The organism is Rhizobium sp. YS-1r (assembly GCF_000757525.1).
Taxonomy (GTDB): Bacteria; Pseudomonadota; Alphaproteobacteria; order Rhizobiales; family Rhizobiaceae; genus Neorhizobium; species Neorhizobium petrolearium.
On sequence record NZ_JPYQ01000024.1, the window covers coordinates 130,428 to 151,456 of the forward strand.

Annotated in this window: 18 protein-coding genes; 11 read left to right on the forward strand and 7 right to left on the reverse strand. The window is 58.7% G+C overall.

Annotated features, from left to right (window positions below):
* The first annotated feature begins 536 nt into the window (after nt 1–536).
* The 4 genes from JL39_RS16655 (at nt 537) to JL39_RS16670 (ending at nt 4,928) form a co-directional block, all read left to right on the forward strand.
* Nucleotides 537–1,217 (forward strand): sugar transferase, encoded by a 681-nt coding sequence (locus JL39_RS16655; RefSeq protein WP_037152778.1) that lies wholly within the window; start codon nt 537–539, stop codon nt 1,215–1,217.
* A 113-nt stretch (nt 1,218–1,330) separates the two neighbouring features.
* Entirely contained in the window at nt 1,331–2,581 is a 1,251-nt protein-coding gene (locus JL39_RS16660) for a polysaccharide biosynthesis/export family protein (protein ID WP_037152779.1), read from the forward strand.
* Nucleotides 2,582–2,588: 7 nt separating this feature from the next.
* Complete coding sequence (locus tag JL39_RS16665; RefSeq protein ID WP_037152781.1) at nt 2,589–3,860, forward strand: O-antigen ligase; 1,272 nt, start codon at nt 2,589–2,591, stop codon at nt 3,858–3,860.
* A 54-nt stretch (nt 3,861–3,914) separates the two neighbouring features.
* A complete protein-coding gene (locus JL39_RS16670; RefSeq protein ID WP_037152784.1) occupies nt 3,915–4,928 on the forward strand; it encodes an acyltransferase in 1,014 nt (337 codons plus the stop codon).
* Nucleotides 4,929–5,035: 107 nt separating this feature from the next.
* Here the strand turns inward: JL39_RS16670 and JL39_RS16675 are convergent, their stop codons facing one another.
* Nucleotides 5,036–5,944, reverse strand: coding sequence for a helix-turn-helix domain-containing protein (locus tag JL39_RS16675; RefSeq protein ID WP_037152787.1), 909 nt, complete (start codon nt 5,942–5,944; stop codon nt 5,036–5,038).
* Nucleotides 5,945–6,308: 364 nt separating this feature from the next.
* Here JL39_RS16675 and JL39_RS16685 point away from each other — a divergent pair, with 364 nt between their 5' ends.
* Genes JL39_RS16685 through JL39_RS16710 form a run of 6 tightly spaced genes read left to right on the forward strand, consistent with a single transcriptional unit; the run spans nt 6,309 to nt 13,179 of the window.
* Nucleotides 6,309–7,193, forward strand: coding sequence for a sugar ABC transporter permease (locus JL39_RS16685; protein ID WP_037152792.1), 885 nt, complete (start codon nt 6,309–6,311; stop codon nt 7,191–7,193).
* Nucleotides 7,194–7,249: 56 nt separating this feature from the next.
* Nucleotides 7,250–8,104 carry a carbohydrate ABC transporter permease gene (locus JL39_RS16690; protein ID WP_037153694.1) on the forward strand — a complete coding sequence of 285 codons (855 nt, stop codon included), beginning with the start codon at nt 7,250–7,252 and terminating at the stop codon, nt 8,102–8,104.
* A gap of 5 nt (nt 8,105–8,109) precedes the next feature.
* A complete protein-coding gene (locus tag JL39_RS16695; RefSeq protein ID WP_037152794.1) occupies nt 8,110–9,222 on the forward strand; it encodes an ABC transporter ATP-binding protein in 1,113 nt (370 codons plus the stop codon).
* Nucleotides 9,223–9,254: 32 nt separating this feature from the next.
* Nucleotides 9,255–10,511, forward strand: a complete 1,257-nt coding sequence (locus tag JL39_RS16700) for an ABC transporter substrate-binding protein (protein ID WP_037152796.1) — start codon at nt 9,255–9,257, stop codon at nt 10,509–10,511.
* Nucleotides 10,512–10,515: 4 nt separating this feature from the next.
* Nucleotides 10,516–12,027, forward strand: a complete 1,512-nt coding sequence (locus JL39_RS16705) for a glycoside hydrolase family 28 protein (protein ID WP_037152799.1) — start codon at nt 10,516–10,518, stop codon at nt 12,025–12,027.
* 6 nt (nt 12,028–12,033) lie between these two features.
* Nucleotides 12,034–13,179 carry a glycoside hydrolase family 88 protein gene (locus JL39_RS16710; protein ID WP_052182927.1) on the forward strand — a complete coding sequence of 382 codons (1,146 nt, stop codon included), beginning with the start codon at nt 12,034–12,036 and terminating at the stop codon, nt 13,177–13,179.
* A gap of 114 nt (nt 13,180–13,293) precedes the next feature.
* Here the strand turns inward: JL39_RS16710 and JL39_RS16715 are convergent, their stop codons facing one another.
* The 6 genes from JL39_RS16715 to JL39_RS16740 form a co-directional block, all read right to left on the reverse strand.
* A complete protein-coding gene (locus JL39_RS16715; RefSeq protein WP_037152803.1) occupies nt 13,294–13,596 on the reverse strand; it encodes a DUF982 domain-containing protein in 303 nt (100 codons plus the stop codon).
* A gap of 110 nt (nt 13,597–13,706) precedes the next feature.
* On the reverse strand, nt 13,707–13,895 hold the full coding sequence (locus tag JL39_RS16720) for a hypothetical protein (RefSeq protein ID WP_037152806.1): 189 nt from the start codon (nt 13,893–13,895) through the stop codon (nt 13,707–13,709).
* 1 nt (nt 13,896) lies between these two features.
* Nucleotides 13,897–14,097, reverse strand: coding sequence for a hypothetical protein (locus JL39_RS16725; RefSeq protein WP_037152810.1), 201 nt, complete (start codon nt 14,095–14,097; stop codon nt 13,897–13,899).
* Between the two features lie 77 nt (nt 14,098–14,174).
* The gene (locus JL39_RS16730; protein ID WP_037152813.1) at nt 14,175–16,295 is read right to left on the reverse strand and encodes a bifunctional diguanylate cyclase/phosphodiesterase; all 2,121 of its coding nucleotides are present in this window, start codon (nt 16,293–16,295) and stop codon (nt 14,175–14,177) included.
* Nucleotides 16,296–16,531: 236 nt separating this feature from the next.
* On the reverse strand, nt 16,532–17,824 hold the full coding sequence (gene rhaI, locus JL39_RS16735; RefSeq protein WP_037152816.1) for an L-rhamnose catabolism isomerase: 1,293 nt from the start codon (nt 17,822–17,824) through the stop codon (nt 16,532–16,534).
* Nucleotides 17,825–17,904: 80 nt separating this feature from the next.
* Nucleotides 17,905–20,001, reverse strand: a complete 2,097-nt coding sequence (locus JL39_RS16740) for a bifunctional rhamnulose-1-phosphate aldolase/short-chain dehydrogenase (RefSeq protein WP_037152820.1) — start codon at nt 19,999–20,001, stop codon at nt 17,905–17,907.
* A 200-nt stretch (nt 20,002–20,201) separates the two neighbouring features.
* Between JL39_RS16740 and JL39_RS16745 the strand changes: the two genes are divergently transcribed.
* Nucleotides 20,202–21,017 (forward strand): DeoR/GlpR family DNA-binding transcription regulator, encoded by an 816-nt coding sequence (locus tag JL39_RS16745; protein ID WP_037152823.1) that lies wholly within the window; start codon nt 20,202–20,204, stop codon nt 21,015–21,017.
* Nucleotides 21,018–21,029: the final 12 nt, after the last annotated feature.

A 21,029-nucleotide genomic window follows, 5' to 3' on the forward strand; every position in this document is an offset into this window, starting at 1 on the left:
ACCACAGTGCTTACGCCTCGTTTTCGCCACATTTTAGCCCGGTTTCGCCGCGTTTGGAACAATTCCCGAGTTGCGTCGGGTAGAGTGGCCGGTTATGCGATCAACTTTTGTTACAAAGCTTAAGACGGCACACCTACGATTATTGCAGCGCAGCATTGTATTGCGGCGCAGCAGGGCTGGGCCTTTGGTCCTAAGTGCAAGCTACTTTGGTCCCACTCTCAAAGAAGCACGGTCGGGTGTAGCTGGGGCAGCGACGAGACAAAAAGCGGGAAATAACCGGACACAGTCGGAAACTATTCGCAACAAACAGGATTTTACATACAAGAATTAGTATTTCCAAACATATAAACCAACGCCTCTCAAGTTAACCAATATCCCTCCGGCATCCCCCAGCCGGCAGCGGCCGCCCATCGGAAATGGCCGCACAAAAAATTTGACTGGCATCAAATTCCGAACACAGACTTATTATCCCATGGGCTCGGAATAACGCGCCGCAATGGCACCGACTATCGCAAAACCTAAATGGAGTTAACTCTATGAAGTCAGCGACACGTTCGGCAGGTTCGCCGTTTTCAAGCCCCGACCAAGCCGACTTGGCTTTCCCGACCGGTGGCTTGGCAAAACGTACCTTCGACATCACCGCAGCCGCTCTAGCCCTCATCCTTTTCAGCCCGATCTTTCTGATGATTGCGGCGCTGGTGAAATTTTCCGACAATGGTCCGGTCTTCTACGGGCATCGTCGGATAGGCCATAACGGCCGGTCATTCAGATGCCTCAAGTTCCGCACGATGGCTGTCAATGGCGACGAGGTCCTGCGAAACTATCTGAACGCCAATCCACAAGCAGCCGAAGAGTGGCGGGCCACCCGCAAACTCAAGGTCGACCCGCGTGTGACGGTTGTTGGGACAGTGCTACGCAAACTCAGCCTCGATGAACTCCCGCAGCTCATCAACATTTTTCGAGGTGAAATGAGCGTGGTCGGTCCAAGACCTGTCGTCGATGAGGAACTGAACCTCTACGACAGCTTTGCCGCTTATTACCTGCGGACCCGCCCGGGCCTCACGGGTCTCTGGCAGATCAGCGGTCGCAACGACGTCTCCTACGAAACCCGCATCGCTTTCGATACCCAATACGTCCAGAACTGGTCGCTTCTCGGCGACTTCGCAATCATTGCGAAAACGATTCCCGCCGTTTGCCTGGCACGCGGCAGCTACTGATCGTTCGCCTTCTCTTGCCCCAGAAGAAATCCGAAATCCCTGTCCGCGGCCGGTTTCGGAAAAATGATGCTCCCCAAGCGTGGACGCAACCGCGCGATTTGAGGAAAAGTCAAATGCAGATACGAACCGCCTCCGCATGGAGGATTTTATGCTTTCTGGTTGGAGCGCTCCTTGTCATATCGACCGAAAGCGCCGCAGCGGATGAAACCGGATATCAACTCGGTGTTATGGACAAGCTGCGCATTCGGGTGGCTGAATGGCAGCCTGCCGAAGGCACCGTTCGAAATTGGGATGCGATCAGCGGCGATTATACGATAGGGCCAACGGGTTCCCTCTCGCTACCCTTCATCGGTGACCTCGCAGCTGCGGGAAAGACGACCGCCGACGTGGCAAAAGCCATCGGTGAAGAGCTGCGCAGCAAGTTCGCATTACGCAACTTGCCATCAGCCTCGGTGGAAATCGCTGAGTTCCGCCCGGTTTTCGTAACCGGCGATGTCGATAGGCCCGGCGAATATCCCTATGGCCCCAACCTGACGGTTCTGAAGGCCGTCAGCCTCGCCGGCGGGCTCCGCCGGTCCGATGCAGGACAACGTTTCGCCCGTGATTTCATTAATGCTCGCGGCGAAGCGGTAGTCTATGATTCCGGGCGCAGCCGGCTTTTTGCCCGTCGCGCCCGCCTGCTTGCGGAAGTCGCCGGCGTCGACGAACTGAAGGTCCCGCCGGAGCTTCAGAATGTCGCAAATGCCGACCAGCTTATCGCCAGCGAGACGGCGCTGATGAAATCCCGGCGGGATCGTTATGAACTTCAGTTGAAGGCATTGGCCGATCTCAGGGAACTGCTCGAAAAGGAAGTCCAATCGCTCGCCCAGAAGTCCGAGACACAGAAGCGCCAGCTGCAGCTTGTCAGCGAGGACCGCGACAAGATGGCCAAGCTGACGGAACAAGGCCTTGCCACTTCCAGCCGGCGCCTGACGGCCGAGGAGCGGGCAGCCGATCTCGAATCGAACATGCTGGATACGGATACGGCAGCGCTTCGCGCCAAACAGGACATCAACCAGGCCAATCAGGACGAAATCAATCTGCGTAATGACTGGGAGGCGCAACGCGCCAAGGAACTGCAGGATACCGAAGCCGAACTCGAAAAACTCGGGCTGCAGCTCAGCACCAGTCGCGAACTGATGTCGGAAGCGCTGGCCCAATCCGCTGAAGCGCTGAAATTCGACCCTACCGGCAAGGCTGCCACCATCAAATATGTCGTCGTGCGGGACCAGGGAGAAGGGCCGAAGGAAGTCATGGTGGGCGAAAACGACAGGCTCTTGCCCGGCGATGTCATCAAGGTCAGTTCCGAGCTTTTGATGCAATGAGGCATGCATGAGGATAGCCAAATCTGCGTTGATCGATCCGGCCCGCAATGAAGTCTACGGCGTGGCTGCGATCGCGCTTTCTTTCTTCGTGTTCGCCTATTCGAGCCGGCTGGGGCAGGTTTCCATCCTGGCCTATTATGCCGTCTGGTTTCCGCTCGTCCTGATCGACTATCGCCGCGTCCTCGGCAACTCCTTCAGATACCTGTGGGTATTCTCCTTCGCACTTTTCTGTTTCCTGTCGGTGTTCTGGTCGGCGGCTCCTCCGGTATCGATGCGTGCATCCGTGCAGTATCTGACGCACATCATCTGTGCACTGATCGCAATGCGGACGATGACCGTCGCTACTCTATCGCGCGGCGCCGTCGCTGGATGCGGGCTGGTATTGCTGTATTCGCTTCTGTTCGGAACCTATCTTTACGATTCGCTTGATGGCACTTACAGTTTCGTCGGCGCCTTTTCCTCCAAGAACCAGCTCGGCCTTTATGCTTCGCTCGGCGTTTTCTTTTCCTATGCAACGGTGTTGATCTTCCGGGCGCGCGGTCTCTGGTTCATCGCCTCCGGCCTGATCGGCCTGCTTTCGGTCTATTCGCTCGCCGCGTCACAATCGGCAACATCCGTCATTACGACGCTTGGTGCCGTGGCTCTCTGTGTCGGTATGCAGGTCATCATGTTCTTTACGCCACAGAACCGGCGGGTATTCTTCGCCGCGTCCCTGATCATAATGGCAGTCATCGGCGTTGGGGCACTGCAATTCGGCGCGATGGATGTGATCCTCTCCGTCTTCGGCAAGGATTCGACCCTGACCGGCAGAACCTATCTCTGGCAACAGGGCATCGCCGCAGCCCGCGATAACCCCTATTTCGGAATCGGCTATCAGGCCTATTGGGTGCCGGGGTTTTCCGAAGCGGAACGATTGTGGCAGGACTTCTTCATCGCCTCGCGAAGCGGCTTCCATTTCCACAACACCTATATCGAAGCCATGGTGGAAACCGGCTTGGGCGGCACGCTTCTGCTTGCCCTTATTCTGCTGATAACCATCGTTAGTCACCTGAGACGACTGCTGACCGTCGACAGGAATCCCGGATCGCTTCTCCTCTTCGGCATAGCCAGCCTGCTGCTGGTCCGTTCCTTTGTCGAGATCGACATCATGCATCCTTATCATATCGGCTCGTTCCTCCTCTATTTTGCCGTCGGGAAGCTGACGATCGTACAGTCCCGCCTCTCCCGCCCCTATTTCGACCAATATGTTTCCGGCCTGAACAGCGCCCATACGGGCTGAACGCTTATCGCGGGGCGCCGGACCGCCTAAACCCCGCGCTGAAGGATACCCAGGATGCAGACGCTCTACTCAATTCAGTACCTGAGGGCATTCGCAGCGATGGCCGTCGTGATCTTTCATGCCGGCGAGCGCACCGGCTTGCATTTCACGATCGGCGCGGCCGGCGTCGATGTCTTCTTCGTGGTCAGCGGTTTCATCATGGTGGCTCTCAGCGACAGCCGGCCAGTCAGCCCCGCCGATTTCTTCCGCAGCCGCCTTCAGCGCATCGCACCGGCCTATTGGGCCGCGACTGCGGTCATGATCATCGGTGCGGTTATCGGGCTCTTCCCGAACCTGAAACTCAACCTCGAGCATATGCTCGGATCGTTCTTCTTCATCCCGGTAACGTCTCCAAGTTCGGGAAACCTGTGGCCGGTACTGGTGCAGGGGTGGACGCTGAACTACGAGATCTTCTTCTATGCGGTATTCGCGCTGATCTTGTTTCTGAAACCCGCCTCACGGCTCCCGGCCCTGGCCGTCCTGTTTGGCCTGCTTGTTGCCGCCGGAGCCTTGCTGCAGCCAACGAGCCAGATCATCGGCTTCTATACGGCACCGGTCATCCTCGAATTCGTAGCCGGAGCGGCGCTCGCAAAATTGTGGCGCAGCGGACGTTTGCCCTCCCCCTCGATCGGCCTTGTTCTCGTGGGAACTTCAATAGCAGGCTTTGCTGCGATCCATCTGCTGAAGCTTGAATTCGATGCCTGGTCATGTGGACCGCTGGCGGTGATGCTCGTGTCGGGAGCGCTGGCCGTTGAAGCCAGCGGTAAGCTGCCGAATCTTCCCGCACTCACCTATCTCGGCGACAGCTCCTATTCCATCTATCTCTGGCATACTTTCGCCGTTTCCGTCGTGGCACAGGTTGGCGTCTCGTTATCGCTCGCGGCTCCGGCAATCCTTTTTGCGGCCGTCGTGCTCGGTACACTCGCGGGTGTCGCCGGCTACGAGTGCCTGGAAAGGCCCGTTCAATTCCTTCTCAAGGGGAAAAGGTCCTCTCTCTGGCGTCTTCCGATCCGTCGGCCGGCCAGATGAACTGAGCTTCGAAACGCTCAGGCCGTAGCTTGAGGCAAGCCTGGACTTTTATCTCATACCGAATTGGGATCAATCCGTGCCTTCGTGGATGCCACACACCATCGAGCTCATCGTGGCAGGGGATAAAGGAGCTGCCCGTCCTCTTCGCCTCGCGGAAATGCGCCTTCGCGGTTACGTTTTTCCGATTGTTGATATCCAAGCGGGCTGATGCCGATATAGCGCTTGAACATGCGGGAGAAATAATAGGCATCGGAATATCCCGAAAGCTCTGCCGCGCGCTTGACGCTGCAACCTCCAGCCATCAGCCCCATGGCTCTCTCCATCCGTTTGAATTCCTGGAATTTGTCCGGGGTCCATCCAACGCGCTTGCGGAACTCGCGCTTGAAATAGTCGAGATTATAAGGCGCCGAATTCAGAGCGCGTTCCACAATCTGATCGTTGAGCGGATCGGCGGCAATCTGACTTGCCGCTACCATGATGGAAAATGAAAGCGCGTCGGGATTGTTGACGTTACCGACCGATTGCTCTCGCCATCCGATATGTGCCTGCTCGATGAATTCGATCAGAAGGAACATGAAAAGATGATGCTGCAGGAGTGTGGTGGAATAGGGCGGCGAATTGTCGTGATAGTAGCGCGTCAGCGGCTCCATCATATCCCAGCGGGCAAGGGCAACGGACCGCTTGAGATGCATCTGGGAGATCATGTCCAGCCGACCGAAGAGGTCAAGCATGAAGTGTTGGGCAATTCCCGTATAAGGCTCCTTCGAGGTCGAATAGCCGATGAAGTGCGTGTCCGCCGGCAACAGCATCGCCCGGCCCGGCGACATGAGGATTGCCTCTCCGTCCACCTCGTAATGCGCCGAGCCCGTCAGACAGATGATGAGATCATGGACACTGTTAGACTTGTCGACGCTCCAGGTGTGGGAATGCTGCATCCTTATGGTTGAACGCGTGAGTGTCAGGGCAAGTGCACCCATCGGAATCCCGGCGAGTACGCTACCTTCAATTTTATCCATCCTTTTCCCCGAATTTGTCGATTTGATCTCTACAACAAGATGAGATTATCAGTGCGGGAACCAAGACCTCAACACGCTTGAAGGCCAGATTGGGAGGAAATGGCGTTAGATTTTTCAGGAGCCCGCCGTCGTTGCGGGCGCCGCGGGATTTCTGTGCCAAAAATACGATGCACAATAAGGGAAGTATCTCGTCGTTTAACATTGCCCTTTGCAGGGGCGCGCGCAACGGGCCGGCGAAACTCATGGGCGACCTTGCCCAGGGCGGAACGCTCGCCCTGCTCATCCGGATTTCTGACCCCTGCCAGATCATCGATAGATCCCAGCACCGGGAGGCCGAAGCGCTGGCAAAGTCGAGGACAGCGGCATGAGCGGAGAGAGCCGGTTCCTGGGTCTTTTTTATCTATCGCCCTACATCATCGGGCTGCTGATCTTCACGGCCCTTCCGTTCGTGGCATCGCTCTACCTGAGCTTCACCAACTATAACCTGATGAACGAGCCGATCTTCACCGGCTTGGCGAACTACATCAAACTCTTCACCAACGACCGGACCTTCCGCAAATCACTCTGGGTAACGCTCGTCTACGTCTTCACGACCGTGCCGCTGAAGCTCGCCTTCGCTCTCTTCATGGCGGTGATCCTGAACTACAAGCTGAAGTTCATCAATGTCTTCCGCACGGCCTATTATGTACCGTCCATCCTCGGCGGCTCGATCGCAATCGCCGTTTTGTGGCGATATATCTTTGCGGATGTCGGCCTCGTCAATATGGGCCTGAATCTGATTGGCTTCGAACCCGTCAACTGGTTTGGCGATCCGGCCAATGCGCTGTTCACCATCACGCTGCTGAGGCTTTGGCAGTTCGGTTCGGCGATGGTGATCTTCCTCGCCGCACTTCAGAGCATCGACAGGACGCTTTATGAGGCTGCCGCGATCGACGGCGCCGGCCGTTGGACAAGCTTCGTCTATATCACGCTGCCGCTCATCACCCCGGTCATCTTCTTCAACCTGATCATGCAGATGGTCCAGGCCTTCCAGGAGTTCAACGGCCCCTACATCATCACGCAAGGCGGCCCGCTGAAATCCACCTATCTCCTGCCGCTCTACATCTATGATGAGGCCTTCAAGCGCTTCGACATGGGGTATGCCTCGGCGATCGCCTGGGTCCTCTTCGTCATCATCATGCTGCTCACACTCGTGGCCTTCTGGTCCTCGCGCCACTGGGTCTACTACGCCGGCGACAAGAGGAACTGATCATGACCGAGCATGTGCTTTCCAATACCGCACCCACGGTCGGCGACATTGACACCATGCGCGCGCGCGAAGTGCGCAGCCATCGGCTCAGCATGGCATTTCGTTATGCACTGCTCGCCGGAGTGGGCCTGCTGATGCTCTATCCGCTGATCTGGCTGATCGGCGCATCCTTCAAGACCAATTCCGAGATCTTTGCCAATCCCGGCTTCTGGCCCGAGAATCCGACACTTGACGGCTATATCAAGGGCTGGAGGACGTCGACGCCCTATTCCTTCGGCACGTTCTTTTTGAACACGCTCTGGATCGTCGTCCCCAAAGTGATCGGCACGGCCATCTCATGCACGGCAGTCGCCTACGGTTTCGCTCGCTTCGAGTTTCCGTTCAAGAAGCTGCTCTTCGCCTCGCTGATCGCGACATTGCTCCTGCCGAACGTGGTCACCCGCATTCCGCAATACCTGCTTTTCCGCGACCTCGGATGGCTCGATAGCTTTCTGCCGCTGTGGGTACCCTCGGCTTTTGCGGGAGACGCCTTTTTCGTCTTCATGCTTGTGCAGTTCCTGCGCGCCATTCCTCGCGACATGGAAGAAGCCGCACGTGTCGATGGCGCCACCACGTGGCAGGCGCTGATCTTTATCGTCGTGCCGCTGCTCATGCCGGCGCTGATCTCCGTCTGCCTCTTCCAGTTCATGTGGACGATGAACGACTTCCTGGGGCCACTGATCTACATCTCGTCGGTGGACAAATATCCGGTTTCGCTGGCGTTGAAACTCTCGATCGACACCACGGAAGCGTTCGAATGGAATCGCGTGCTCGCCATGTCCGTCCTGACGCTGACGCCGGCGCTCGCGGTCTTCTTCCTCGCGCAGAAATATTTCATCGACGGCATCTCGTCCGGCGGCATCAAAGGATAATCGACATGGCGCGTCTGCAACTGAGAAACCTCGAAAAGGACTATGGCTCGTTCCGCGCGGTGCATGGCATCAACCTCGATGTCGAGGATGGTGAGTTCATGGTGCTGGTGGGCCCGTCCGGCTGCGCCAAATCGACGACGCTGCGCATGATCGCCGGCCTCGAACGGATTACCGGCGGCGAGATCCTCATCGGTGGTGAGCTTGTTAACGACAAAACCCCGGGCGACCGCGGCATTTCCATGGTCTTCCAGAACTATGCTCTCTACCCTCATATGAAGGTGCGCAAGAATCTCTCCTTCAGCATGCGGCTGAAGCGCCGCCCGGCTACAGAGATCGCGGAGGCGACGCAGCACGTCTCCGGCCTTCTGGAGATCGACCCGCTCCTCGACCGGCTTCCGAAGCAACTTTCCGGAGGTCAGGCCCAGCGGGTCGCTGTCGGCCGGGCACTCATCAAGAAGCCGCAGGTCTTCCTGTTCGACGAGCCGCTCTCGAATCTCGACGCGAAGCTGCGCGCCTCGATGCGTGTGCGCATCACCGACCTGCATAAGCGCCTGAAGGCCGAGGGACAGCAGGCGACCGTCATCTACGTGACCCACGACCAGACGGAAGCCATGACCATGGGCGACCGCATCTGTGTGATGAAGGACGGGCACATCATGCAGGTCGCCGACCCGGTGACGCTTTACAATCGCCCTGCCAATACCTTTGTCGCAGGTTGCATCGGCAGTCCGGAAATGAACTTCCTGGACGGAGAGCTTGTGGGAGAAAGCAGCATCCGGACAGCGGATCAGACGGTCGAGCTCGGTGAAGATTTCGCCTCTCGCCTGTCGGGAAATTCGCACCGCGCGGTAACGCTCGGCATCCGGCCTCAGCATCTGCGCCTTGCCGCCGCTGAGACGCCGGCAACACTCAAAGGCAAGCTCAATCACATCGAGTTCATGGGCCATGAAGTCTACCTCTATGTCGACATCGGCCCGAAGCGACTGATCGCCGTCGTGCCGTCTGCGGCCTACGACCGCGGCGCATTGCGCGACGATTGGGTCTGGCTGAGCCCGGACCCGAGGGGAGTACATCTGTTCGACCGCCAGACCGGGGAGAATATCAGCCTGGCGGTCTGAAATTTCACCGTTCCAACCTGGGAGGAGCCAAAATGAGAACCATGATCATCACGGCGGCACTGTTTGCCGCTACCGGCCTTTCGACAGCATTCGCTGCGGATCTGCGCATGTCCTGGTGGGGCAGCGACGACCGTCACCTTGCAACGCAGGAAGCCCTGAAGATTTGCGGCGGCAAGTTCGGCCACACGATCGCGCCCGAGTTCACCGGGTGGACCGGACATCAGGAGAAGGTCGCCACCCAGCTTGCCGGCGGCACCGAAGCCGATATCCTGCAGATCAACTGGCCGTGGCTGCCGCTCTTTACCAAGAACGGCACCGGCTTTGCCGATCTCTATCAGTACAAGGACATCATCGACCTCGGCCAGTGGACCAAGGCCGACCTCGACAGCGGCACCGTCAAGGGCAAGCTGAACGGCATTCCGGTCTCCACCACCGGGCGCGTCTTCATGTTCAACAAGACGACCTACGACAAGGCCGGTGTCCCGATCCCCAGGACCTGGGATGAACTGACCGCTGCCGCACCGAAGATGAAGGAAAAGCTCGGCAAGGACTACTATCCCTTCGAAGGCGCCGCCCTCGACGCCCGGCTTGTGGTCATCCTACGCACCACGCAAAAGACCGGCAAGGACCTGATCGACCCTGCGACGAACCAGGTCGCCTGGACGGAAGAGGAGCTCGTCGAGGGTCTCGAATTCTACCAGACCCTGGTCGACAAAGGCGTCATCGAATCCTGGAAACAGGTTGCCGCCGCCGGCAACACGCCGCTGCATGAAAACCAGAAATGGGCGAAGGGCCAGATCGCCGGCACCTATCAGTGGGACAGCACCTACGGGAAGATTTCAACCCCCATGGAAAAGGGGCAGGAACTGGTCCCGGTCAAGCTCCTGACGATCGACGGAGCCAAGACGGACGGTGTCTATCGCAAGCCTTCCATGCTGTTTGCGATCTCCAAGAACAGCAAGGACCCGAAGGCGGCAGCGCAGATCGTCAATTGCCTGCTCAACGACCCGGAAGCGGCGAAGGTGATGGGCGCCACTCGAGGCATTCCCTCCAGCAAGGCAGCCCTCGATATCCTGACCAAGGAAGGCAAGATCAAGCCTGTGCAGTTGGAGGCTTACAAGCAAGTGATGGAGCCGACGAGCCCCGGCGTTTCGCCGCTCAACGAGCATCCGCGGGTCACCGAAGCCTTCGACAGCAATTTCGAAGCCTTCGCCTACGGCCAACAGTCCGCCGAGGACGCCGCGGCCGAAATCATCGCCGGCATCAATGAAGCACTGACGGGGATCTGAAGACGTGACGGCCACCATCGAACTTCTGACGACCGGATCACGCAGTGCGACCTTCAGCGTCGATGCCGGAAGGTATTTCTTTGAACGTGACGCTACGTTCGCCTGGGAAGTGCGGGATGCTGATGGTGGCCTTGTAGCCGAGGAGACGACACGGCGTGTCGTCTCCTCGGTCAATGGGCTGGAGCCGGGCAGCCTTTATTCTCTCCAGATAGGCGATGCCCGTCTTGAGTTCACAACGCGAAACGAAACCGCTTTAATTGACATCCGCGATTTCGGCGCGTCGACCGGATCATCGGACAATGCTGAAGCGATTGAGAGCGCCATTGCCGCTCTTCCGATCGGAGGAACGCTCAAGATACCCGCGGGCCGCTGGCTAAGCGGCCCGGTCTTCCTCAAGAGCAGCATGACACTGCTGATTGAAGAGGGAGGGGAATTGGCGGCGACCTCCGAAAGGGAAGACTTTCCTATCATACCTGCTCGTCATCCCGATGGCCGTGTACTCGGTACTTGGGAGGGCGTGGCGGAAGCCTGTTATGCAGGCCTCATCAACGCGATCGACTGCCGGAACCTTTCGATCACCGGCGCCGGTATCATCGATGGCGGCGGCGACCGCGGAGACTGGTGGTCCTGGCCCAAGGAGACACGTCAGGGCGCCCGCCGGGCACGGACCGTCTTTCTCTCCGGATGTGAGGACGTGACCCTTTCCGGCCTTACCATCCGCAATTCGCCCTCCTGGACGATTCATCCGGTCCTCTGCAGGCGAGTGCTGGCTGTCGGCCTGAAAATCTACAATCATCCGGATTCGCCGAATACGGACGGTTTCAACCCCGAAAGCTGTGCTGACGTCCGTCTCGTCGGGCTGCACATCTCGGTCGGAGACGACTGCATAGCCATAAAGGCCGGCAAGCGCAGCCCGCGCGGCGGGCCGGACCTGCCCACGGAACGCGTAAGTATCTCCAACTGCTTCATGGAACGCGGCCATGGCGCCGTCGTCATCGGCAGCGAGATGAGTGCCGGTGTCCGGGACATCACCATCCGGAATTGCCACTTCAGGGGCACGGACCGCGGCCTGCGCATCAAGACCCGGAGGGGACGCGGCGGCATGGTTTCGGACATCAGGATTGCGGACAGCCTTATGGAGGAGGTCGCGACACCAGTAGCCGTCAACTCCTTCTATTTCTGCGATGCCGATGGCCGGTCGGACTACGTCCAGTCCCGAGCGCCGCTACCGATATCCATCGAGACGCCGAGTATCAGATCAATCTCGATCGAAAATGTTACCGTCTCCGGCGCCCGCACGGCGGCAGCCGTCTTTTACGGCCTGCCGGAAGCGGCAATCCACGACATCACCTTTGAGAATTATTCCGTTTCCTTCGCGCCCGAGGCGGAGGCAGAGGTGCCGGAAATGGCCTGCCGTCTCTCGCCTCTCCGCCACGCCGGAATCATTGCGGAAAACGCCACGTTCAGCCGCCTTGTACGGCTCTCCCCTCTTTCCATTCATCCAGCACAAGACTGAAATCCGATGCTTCAAGACTACTTCGAGACCTATGTCCGCAACTACGAATATTATAAGGGCGGCGCTTGGTGCTACGAAGACGGGTGCCTCTATCGCGGTCTGATTACGCTCCATGAAGCGACGGGCGACGACCGCTGGCTCGACCATCTTATCCGGTTGGTCGGCGGTCAGATCGACGCCTCGGGTCGGCTGGCCGGGTATGAGATCGAGGAATTCAACATCGACAATATCCTGGCCGGCCGCGCCCTCGTCTTCCTTTACCGGCTAACCGGCGAGACTGCCTGGCTTAGTGCCGCCACTTTACTCGCGCGGCAACTTGAAACGCATCCGCGCACCGAAAGCGACGTCTATTGGCATAAGCTCCGCTACCCGCACCAGATCTGGCTGGACGGTCTCTACATGGCTCTGCCGTTCAAGATGGAATATGCCCGCGCCACCTCCCGGCCCGACATGGCAGATGAGACGCTTCGGCAATTCCTGACCGCGCTCGACCTGACTTACGACCAGGCGACCGGCCTTTACCGGCATGGCTACGACGAATCTCGGCAGCAATCCTGGGCGGATGCGGAAAGCGGCCTCTCGCCCGCCCATTGGGGAAGATCGATTGGTTGGCTCGCCATGGCCTTCGTCGACATTATCGAGAGCCTGCCGTTTGGCCCAGTTCGGCAGGAACTTGTCGATCGAGCCTCGGCGCTCGCATCCCGATTGTTGACCCTTCGAACGCCGGACCACCGCTGGCTGCAGGTCATCGACCGCCCCGACGAAGCCCGGAATTACCCAGAAAGTTCGGCGACAGCGATGTTTTCCTATTTCCTCCAGAAGCTTGCGCGCCTCACCGGATCGGCATCCTATGCGCACGCCGGCCGGACAGCTCTCCAATCGCTGATCGAACACGAATTGCGGCCGGCTCCGGATGGCATGATCAGGCTTCACAATGTCTGTTGCGTAGCGGGTCTTGGCGGTTTTAACGGCCGATACAGGGACGGCACGGTGGAATATTATCTTTCGGAGGAAATCCGCCCGGATGACATCAAGGGCGTCGGGCCTCTGATGATGGCCTATGCCGAAACAAAGCGAGATACCCAATCCAAACGCCTCATCGGGAACGAGGATGGGGATAAGGTTGAGCTTAGCACAACCTCGGAGCGCTGAGCGATTTGGCCGCCTTGCGGTCAGGCGGCCAGTCATGACGATGCCGGGTACGAGAGATGCGTTCAACGAGCAGGGGAACGGGCGCGATGCAGGCAACCGGTCCCCCGCCTTCGCTTACGAAGCCGCGATCCTGCCGTTACCCGATGGAGCAAAAGCAATGCCGCCGACCATGATCGCCGGCATGCCGGCCTCCAGGCAGGCGGCGATGAATGCCTCGCGGGCGACCTCGGTCGGAAGCATCCTGTTCAAAGCTGCCCGGCACCTTCGCACGGCGCGCTGATAGCGCTCCCCGTGTTTTAAAGGCCATTCATTTTCCAGAAAATCCAGCGCGTCATAGACGCTTCCAAAACTGCGCTCCAAGCCCGATTGCAGGCGGATCGTGACAGGCGCACGAAATGGCATATCCGGGATGTACATGATTTCCTCCTTTCGCTGTCAAACCGGATAAAGAAGCGAAATCAATCTGGTGAGTGGCCTTTGGTTTTTCAAGAAGTAACGTCCGCACCAGCGCCCTGGTGCGGACCGCACTAATGGTCGTTGGAGCCCCCCTTACCCTTCCTTCCTGGCGGGTTGCGATGTGCCGTGGCATCCTCGGACCCGGTTACGACCGTCGGCTTGGCGCTATGAACGCCGCTGCTTTTCCTGTCGGCTTGCGACTTGGCGAACTGACCTTTTGCGTCGGCTTCGGGACCGCGGGGCGATTGGCTTTCCTTCATGTCAGTCTCCCTTGGTCTTGCCGGCATCGGAAAGCTTTTCGCGAGATGGATCGCGATTGTTCTCGCCGCGCGCATCTCTGTCCCGATCCGGATCATCCTTGGCCGGCATGTAGCCTCGCGGCATATTTTCCTGTGGTCCTTCCCACCGCGGAGACTGATCGGTCGTACCCGGTGCGCCTTTCTTTGGTGCATTCATGCCCATGTCAAATCCTCCTTCTTTGAGGAATAACCAGCATTGAGGCGGAGGGTTCCGCTAGGAAAGGAATCTCCTGGCGCGGTTCAGGCCACGTGTGAGATAAATCTTTTTTCGATTTCAACGGCCGCCATGGGCTTGCCTACCAAATAGCCCTGAAGCTGGTCGCATCCGGAAAGCTTGAGAACTTTGGCCTGTGCCGGCGTTTCGACGCCCTCAGCCGTTACGGGAATGTTGAGCGCATTGGCAAGGGAGATGGTTGCGGCCAATATCCGCGCTCCCCGCTCGCTATCAATCGCCGTTACCAGCGATCGATCTATCTTCATGCGGTCGAAACCGAACTCCCGCAACGCCCCGATGCTCGCATAACCGCAACCGAAATCGTCAAGGGCGAACTTGACGCCGATCGCTTTCAGGCTGGCAATCGAACGCTTGGCGTGTTCAGGATTCGACATCAGAACACCTTCGGTGATTTCAAGCGTCAGCCGGCCTGGATCGAAAGACTTCGCCTTGAGAACGGCTGCGACATCTGCAGCAAAGTTCGGATTCTTGAGCTGTATCGGCGAGACATTGACGGAAACGGTGATATCGTCCCATTGCCGAACGCTGTCGATAGCCGCCGAGAGTACGTGCAGGCCAAGTTCATCGATCAGACCGGCGCGTTCGGCGATCGGAATGAAGACTTCCGGGCTGATCGGGCCGGTTTCGGTTGTCCACCGAGCCAGGGCTTCGACCCCCTTCAGCTCTCCGGTCTCCGCATCCACCAATGGCTGATAGGCTGGGTGAATGCTTGCAGACGCGATCGCCGAACGGAGACTATCCTCTAGTCTCGTGCGATGCTCCCGCTCAAGGTCAAGGTCTCCGTGATATGCGACAGCCTGACCTCGGCCATTTTCTTTGGCCCGGTACAAGGCCATGTCGGCGCGTCGGACAAATTCGAGAGGGTCATTGATAGTTGCATCGGTGGAAACAAGACCGATGCTTACCCCGATCTCTATTGTCCTTCCACCGATAATGAACGGGGTCGCCAATGCGCGCAGGATCGTTTCCGAAAGCTCATCGACGGCTCCCTTCGCTACGGCAATGGCGAATTCATCGCCACCGAGACGCGCGAACAATGCATCATCGGGCAGAAGCGCTTCGATCCTGGCGGCAACGAGCTTGATCAATGCGTCACCGACGGCATGTCCCCACGCATCATTGACCTCTTTGAACCCGTCGAGATCGAGAAAATGAAGGTCCATCTCGACCTTTCGAACCAGCCGCTCGTCCAGCCTTTCCAGCAATCCTGCTCGATTTAGGAGGGAGCTCAATGGATCATGAATTGCTCTCTGATGGGCCTGTTGCGCCGATCGCTTGAAGTTGCGGGCAGAAAGGGAACCGGTCACAACAATGGCAACGAAGAAGCCGGTGAGAAGCAACGCGGCCGCAAGCAAATAGCCCCGAACTTCCTGATAGATCTTTGAACCCGGATCCCGGCTTGGCCATTCCAGATAGGAAATGGCTCTGCCGTCGACGCCTGGAAGTGGCGTGCTCAAATGGTCGGCATTGGGAAAACTAACAAGTCTCAAGTCGCCAAGGTGAAAGGTTTGGTCCAGTTGTGCCACTGCCTCAGGTGTCAGCATCTTGGCGAGGAAGAGCGTGCTGAACCTCGGAGGGATATCGGCCGTCGCCGTATAAAGTTGAATGGCACTGGCTCCGACAAGCACGGTGCCGTCAGGTGTCGCCACGAAACCTGCAACCGTATTCTGGCCCGCCTTGCTCGCTTTTTCGGAAAACTCAAAGAGCGTTGCGCCGAAATAGCGGATTGGGTCAAATTCCTGCCCTTTCTTGTAGGAGATCAATACCTCCCGCTCTGCCGTCAGCACGATGGCAATGTCGTACAGCGGATAGTCTTCCGTCGTCGTGCCCCAGTTCTCGACGGCCCAATCCTTTGCATCCTCCGACGCGATTGCCCTGTAGGCATCGTCCCAGACGGCGTTGTCCCTGACCGTTGCGCTGAGATTGTTCCGAAAGGCCCGCACAGCGGCGCCAGCGGCATTGAGTGCGCGGGCATCATCGATCGCCGTTGCCGCCCCCGTCATGTCTTTGACCGCCAAAGCCACCAACACCGCCAGGATGGTACCGACGACGATGAAGAACGCTGTCACAGCGGCTATAACAAGAAGGGCGGAATGGGAGGATCGGGCGCGTAGGCTTTTCTGCATCTATAGGACCGGCATCTGTATAAACAGCAGGTTATTCCTGCAAGCCGAAACATTAGGATTTGATAATCAAGGAACAATTAATCCGATGGTTATCGATGCACGTTTTGAGCTGCCGCATTACGGGCGCGCGCCGGTTTCTTAGAGAAATACCGGAAACATGGTAATCAAATTCGAAGTTGGAACCGATGCCTTTTTAAGGAACGGCACACCTAACCCTTCGGCCGGCCTATCAGAATCTAAACAATCCCACCGCTGCCGGCAGCTGACGCCGGGCGCTCTGACGCGACCTTCTTGCGATAACCGCTGACGCGGTATGTTGCGATGGGATCTACCGCGCCGCCGGCACGGCGACGGGCTTCCGCGAGGATCGGTCCCACATCGGTGCGATAAGCGCGCTTCAAGGTTTCCGAAGCCATCAGCGCATCGTTGTCCTGCTGATAGCCGTCGAGTGCCGCGCGATCGACGAGCAACGCCTGGGCATAAGCACGGCGGATTTCGTTGGCGCTGGAAATCAGGCTTTCGATCGGGTCGGTCACGTTATGCGACTGGTCGATCATATGGGCCGGATGGAAGCCCTTTGCGCCACGATGTTCCGCATCGACCAACTCGTTGAAGACGAGGAACAGCCGGTAGGGCTCGACGGCACCGGCGTCGAGGTCGTCGTCGCCATATTTCGAGTCGTTGAAGTGGAAGCCGCCGAGCTTGCCGAACTGGATAAGGCGAGCGACGATCATCTCGATATTGGTATTCGGTGCATGGTGGCCGAGGTCGACGAGGCAGAAGGCCTTGGATCCGAGCGTGTTGGCGATCAGGTAGTTCGTGCCCCAATCCTGCACCACCGTCGAATAGAAGGCGGGCTCATACATCTTGTGCTCGGTAAAGAGCCGCCAGTCGTCCGGCAGCGCCTTGTAGATCTCGCCCATGGAGGCAAGATACCGCTCGAAGGTTCGGATAAAATGGCTCTGGCCCGGGAAGTTCGAGCCGTCGCCGATCCACACCGTCAAAGCCTTGGAGCCAATCGTCTTGCCGATCTCGATGCATTCGAGATTGTGTTCGATCGCCTGGCTGCGCGTCGCAGCATCGGTGTGGCTGAGCGAGCCGTATTTGTAGGAATGTTTCTGCCCCGGCGCGTCGGAAAAGGTGTTGGAGTTCATCGCATCGAAGCTTAAGCCCAGCACATCTCCCTTAGCCTTCAGTTCCTTTGCATCCGCCTTGTCCCAGGGAATGTGCAGGGAGACTGTCGGCGTTGCCTGGGTCAACTGATGGATGACGGAGCAATCGTCGAGCTTGTCAAAGATGCCGCGCGGTTCGCCCAATCCCGGGAAGCGGGCAAACCGGGTGCCGCCTGTGCCGACGCCCCAGGAGGGCACCGCGACGAAGAAATCCGCGACTTGTCTCGTAATCGCGTCGATATCGATTTCGCGGCGCGACAGATTTTCGCCGAGCGCAGCGTAATCGGATTTGAGTGCGGCTGCGCGCTTGTCGTTTTCCGCAGCGATCAGGTCCGCAGCAATCTTCAGCTCTGTCATGACGTCTCCTCCCCAAGGCGTAATTTAGAGGGTCCACCCGCCGCCGGCCTTGGGAGAGCCGGAAACGGGCGGACGAACTGTCAGCGCGTAAAGCTCTGGGCGTTGCCCGCATCCACGTTGATGATGTTACCGGTCGACTTGGACGATGCGTCGGACGCAAGGAAGTAGATCGCCTCGGCAATGTCTTCCGGAAAGACGTTCAGCTTCAGCATCGAGCGCTTGCGGTAATGTTCCTCCAGATCGCTCACCTCGATCTTTGAAGATGCCGCCCGCTGTTCGCGCCACTCGCCGCTCCAGATCTTCGAGCCGCGCAGCACAGCATCCGGATTGACGGTATTGACGCGGATGCCGGCTTCAGCACCTTCCAGCGCCAGGCAGCGGGCAAGATGGATTTCGGCAGCCTTGGCGGTGCAATAGGCCGATGCGTTCGGCGAAGAGGCAAGCCCGTTCTTGGAGGCGACGAAGACGACATTGCCGCCAAGCTTCTGGCGCCGGAACAGCCGGAACGCCTCACGCGAGACAAGGAAATAACCGGTCGTCAGGATGTCGATATTCTTGTTCCACATGGCGAGCGTGGTTTCTTCGACCGGGGCCGAGGAGGCAATGCCGGCATTGGAGACAAGGATATCGACGCCGCCGAATTCGACGCAGGCTTCCACGAAAGCGGCGAGGACCGCGTCTTCCTTGGTGACGTCCAGAATGACGCCTCGAACAGCATCCTTGCCGAAGGACTTTTCGAAATCCGCCCTGGTCGCCTCAAGCGCACCGCCGTCGATATCGGCGAGCACGACGCAGGCCCCCTCGCCCATCAGCCGCGAAGCCGTCGCCCGGCCGATCCCGCCCGCACCGCCGGTGACGAAGGCCACCTGGCCGGCAAGGCTCTTCGGCTTCGGCATGCGCTGCAGCTTGGCTTCTTCGAGCAGCCAGTATTCGATGTCGAAGGCTTCCTGCTCCGGCAGGCCCTGGTATTCGGAAACGGTGGAGGCGCCGCGCATCACGTTGATCGCGTTGACATAGAACTCGCCGGCGATGCGGGCGGTCGCCTTGTCGCGCGCAAAGGACAGCATGCCGACGCCCGGCACCAGGAAGATGACGGGATTGGGATCGCGCATCTTCGGCGAATTGTCGTGCTTGCAGGTTTCGTAATAGCGCGTGTAGTCGGCGCGGTACTCCTCCAGCGCCTCGTCGAGCACGGCGATGACCGCATCGACATCCGGTCTTGCCGGATCGAAATCGAGGATCAGCGGCCGGATCTTTGTGCGCAGGAAGTGGTCCGGGCAGGACGTGCCGAGCGCGCCCAAGGGCTTCAGGTTCTTCGAATTGACGAATTCCAGCACCGCATCCTGATCGTCGAAATGGCCGAGCTTGCGCTCGGCTTTTCCGATGCGACCGCGGATTTCCGGCATCAGCTTCGCGGCGATCGCGCGGCGCTCCGCTGCCGGCAGGCTCTTCGCCACGGCGCCACCGAAGATCGTCTTGCCCTCGGTCGCTCCCGCGAACCAGTCGATCGCCTTGTTGATGATCTGAAGCGTCAGTTCGTAGCAGGCCTTCGCGTCGTTTGCCCAGGTGAACAGGCCGTGGCTCTCCAATACGACGCCCCTGGCATTCGGATTGGCCTTTACGAATGCTTCAAGGTCGAGCCCGAGCTGAAAGCCCGGCCGCCGCCACGGCAGCCAACCGATCTCGTCGCCAAAAATCTGCTTCGTCAGTTCCTTCGAATTCTTCGAGGCGGCAATCGCGATGATGGCGTCCGGATGCATGTGGTCGACATGCGTATAGGGCACGAAACCGTGCAGCGGCGTGTCGATGGAAGCCGCGCGGGGATTGAGATTGAAGGTGCAATGCGGCAGGAAACCGACCATGCGGTCTTCGTCCTCTACTCCCTTGTAGAGGCCCTTCAGCGCTTCCAGCTTGTCCATGTACAGGGTGGCGAAACCATCGAGCTTGATCGTGCCGACATCGCCGCCGGAACCCTTCACCCACATGACGCGGACCTTTTCGCCGGACAGCGGGTCCTTCTCCATCACCTTGGCAGAGGTATTCCCACCGCCGTAATTGGTAATGCGCTTGTCGGCGCCGAGGAGGTTGGAGCGGTAGAGCAGCTTGCCCGGCTCATCGAGCTTCGCAGCGTAAGAATCGTCCCAGCGGTTTTCGAGAAGGCGGGTTTGGCCCGACATCGCTTTCCTCCCAACGTGTTTCGGCTCACAGCGACCGGGCGCCGCCGTCTCCCATACGGTGGATATCGCGCATTGCTTCGCCATATGTCAATCAAAAACGATCATAAACTTTCATTGTGCAGCGCAATAAAAGCGAATTTGATCGTTTCTGATTGACAACGGAATATTTCCGGCAATAGTTGGCGCTCAGGAGGAACCCCATGCACGAACGTGAACGCCATCGCATCATTCTGAGCGCGGTCCAGGAAAAGCCTGTCATTACGGTGCAGGATATCGCCGAGCTGACCGAAGCGTCTGAAGCGACGATCCGGCGCGACATCGCGGCACTGCACGTCCAGGGCAAGCTCCGACGCGTGCGCGGCGGGGCCGAGGCGGTTCATCCGCCACAGATCGGCCAGCTTGCCGCCCGCTCGTTCCGGGTTTCCGAATCCGTCAATATCGATAAGAAGCGTGCGATTGCACGCCGCGCAGTCGAACTCTGCGAAGAAGGCGATTCCGTCATCATCAATGGCGGCACGACCACGTTCCAGATGGTGCATTTCATGTCGGCGCGCCGCCTGCAGGTGATGACCAATTCGTTTGCGATCGCCGAGCATCTGGTCAAGCATTCGAAAAGCACGGTGACGGTGCCGGGCGGCGCGATCTATCGCGAGCAGAGCCTCATCCTGTCGCCTTTCGAAAACGACGCGATCCGCAACTTCTATGCAAGGCGGATGTTTATCGGCGCGCAAGGCGTCGGTCCGCTCGGCGTCATGGAAGCCGATGCTTTGGTGATTCAGAGCGAACAGAAGCTGATGAGCCAAGCCGAAGAACTGATCGTGATGGTGGACGCCTCGAAATTCCACCGCCGTTCCAGCCTCATTCTCTGCCCGCTGGAACGCGTGACGACGGTCATCACCGATGACGGCATTTCTGAGGATGCCGCGCGGATGATCGAGGACGCGGGCGTCAAGCTGATCATTGCCGGAGCCGCGGTGGCGGAGACTGTCAAGGAGGATTCCCCGTCGGCCGCCTGAGAGGCGACGGGA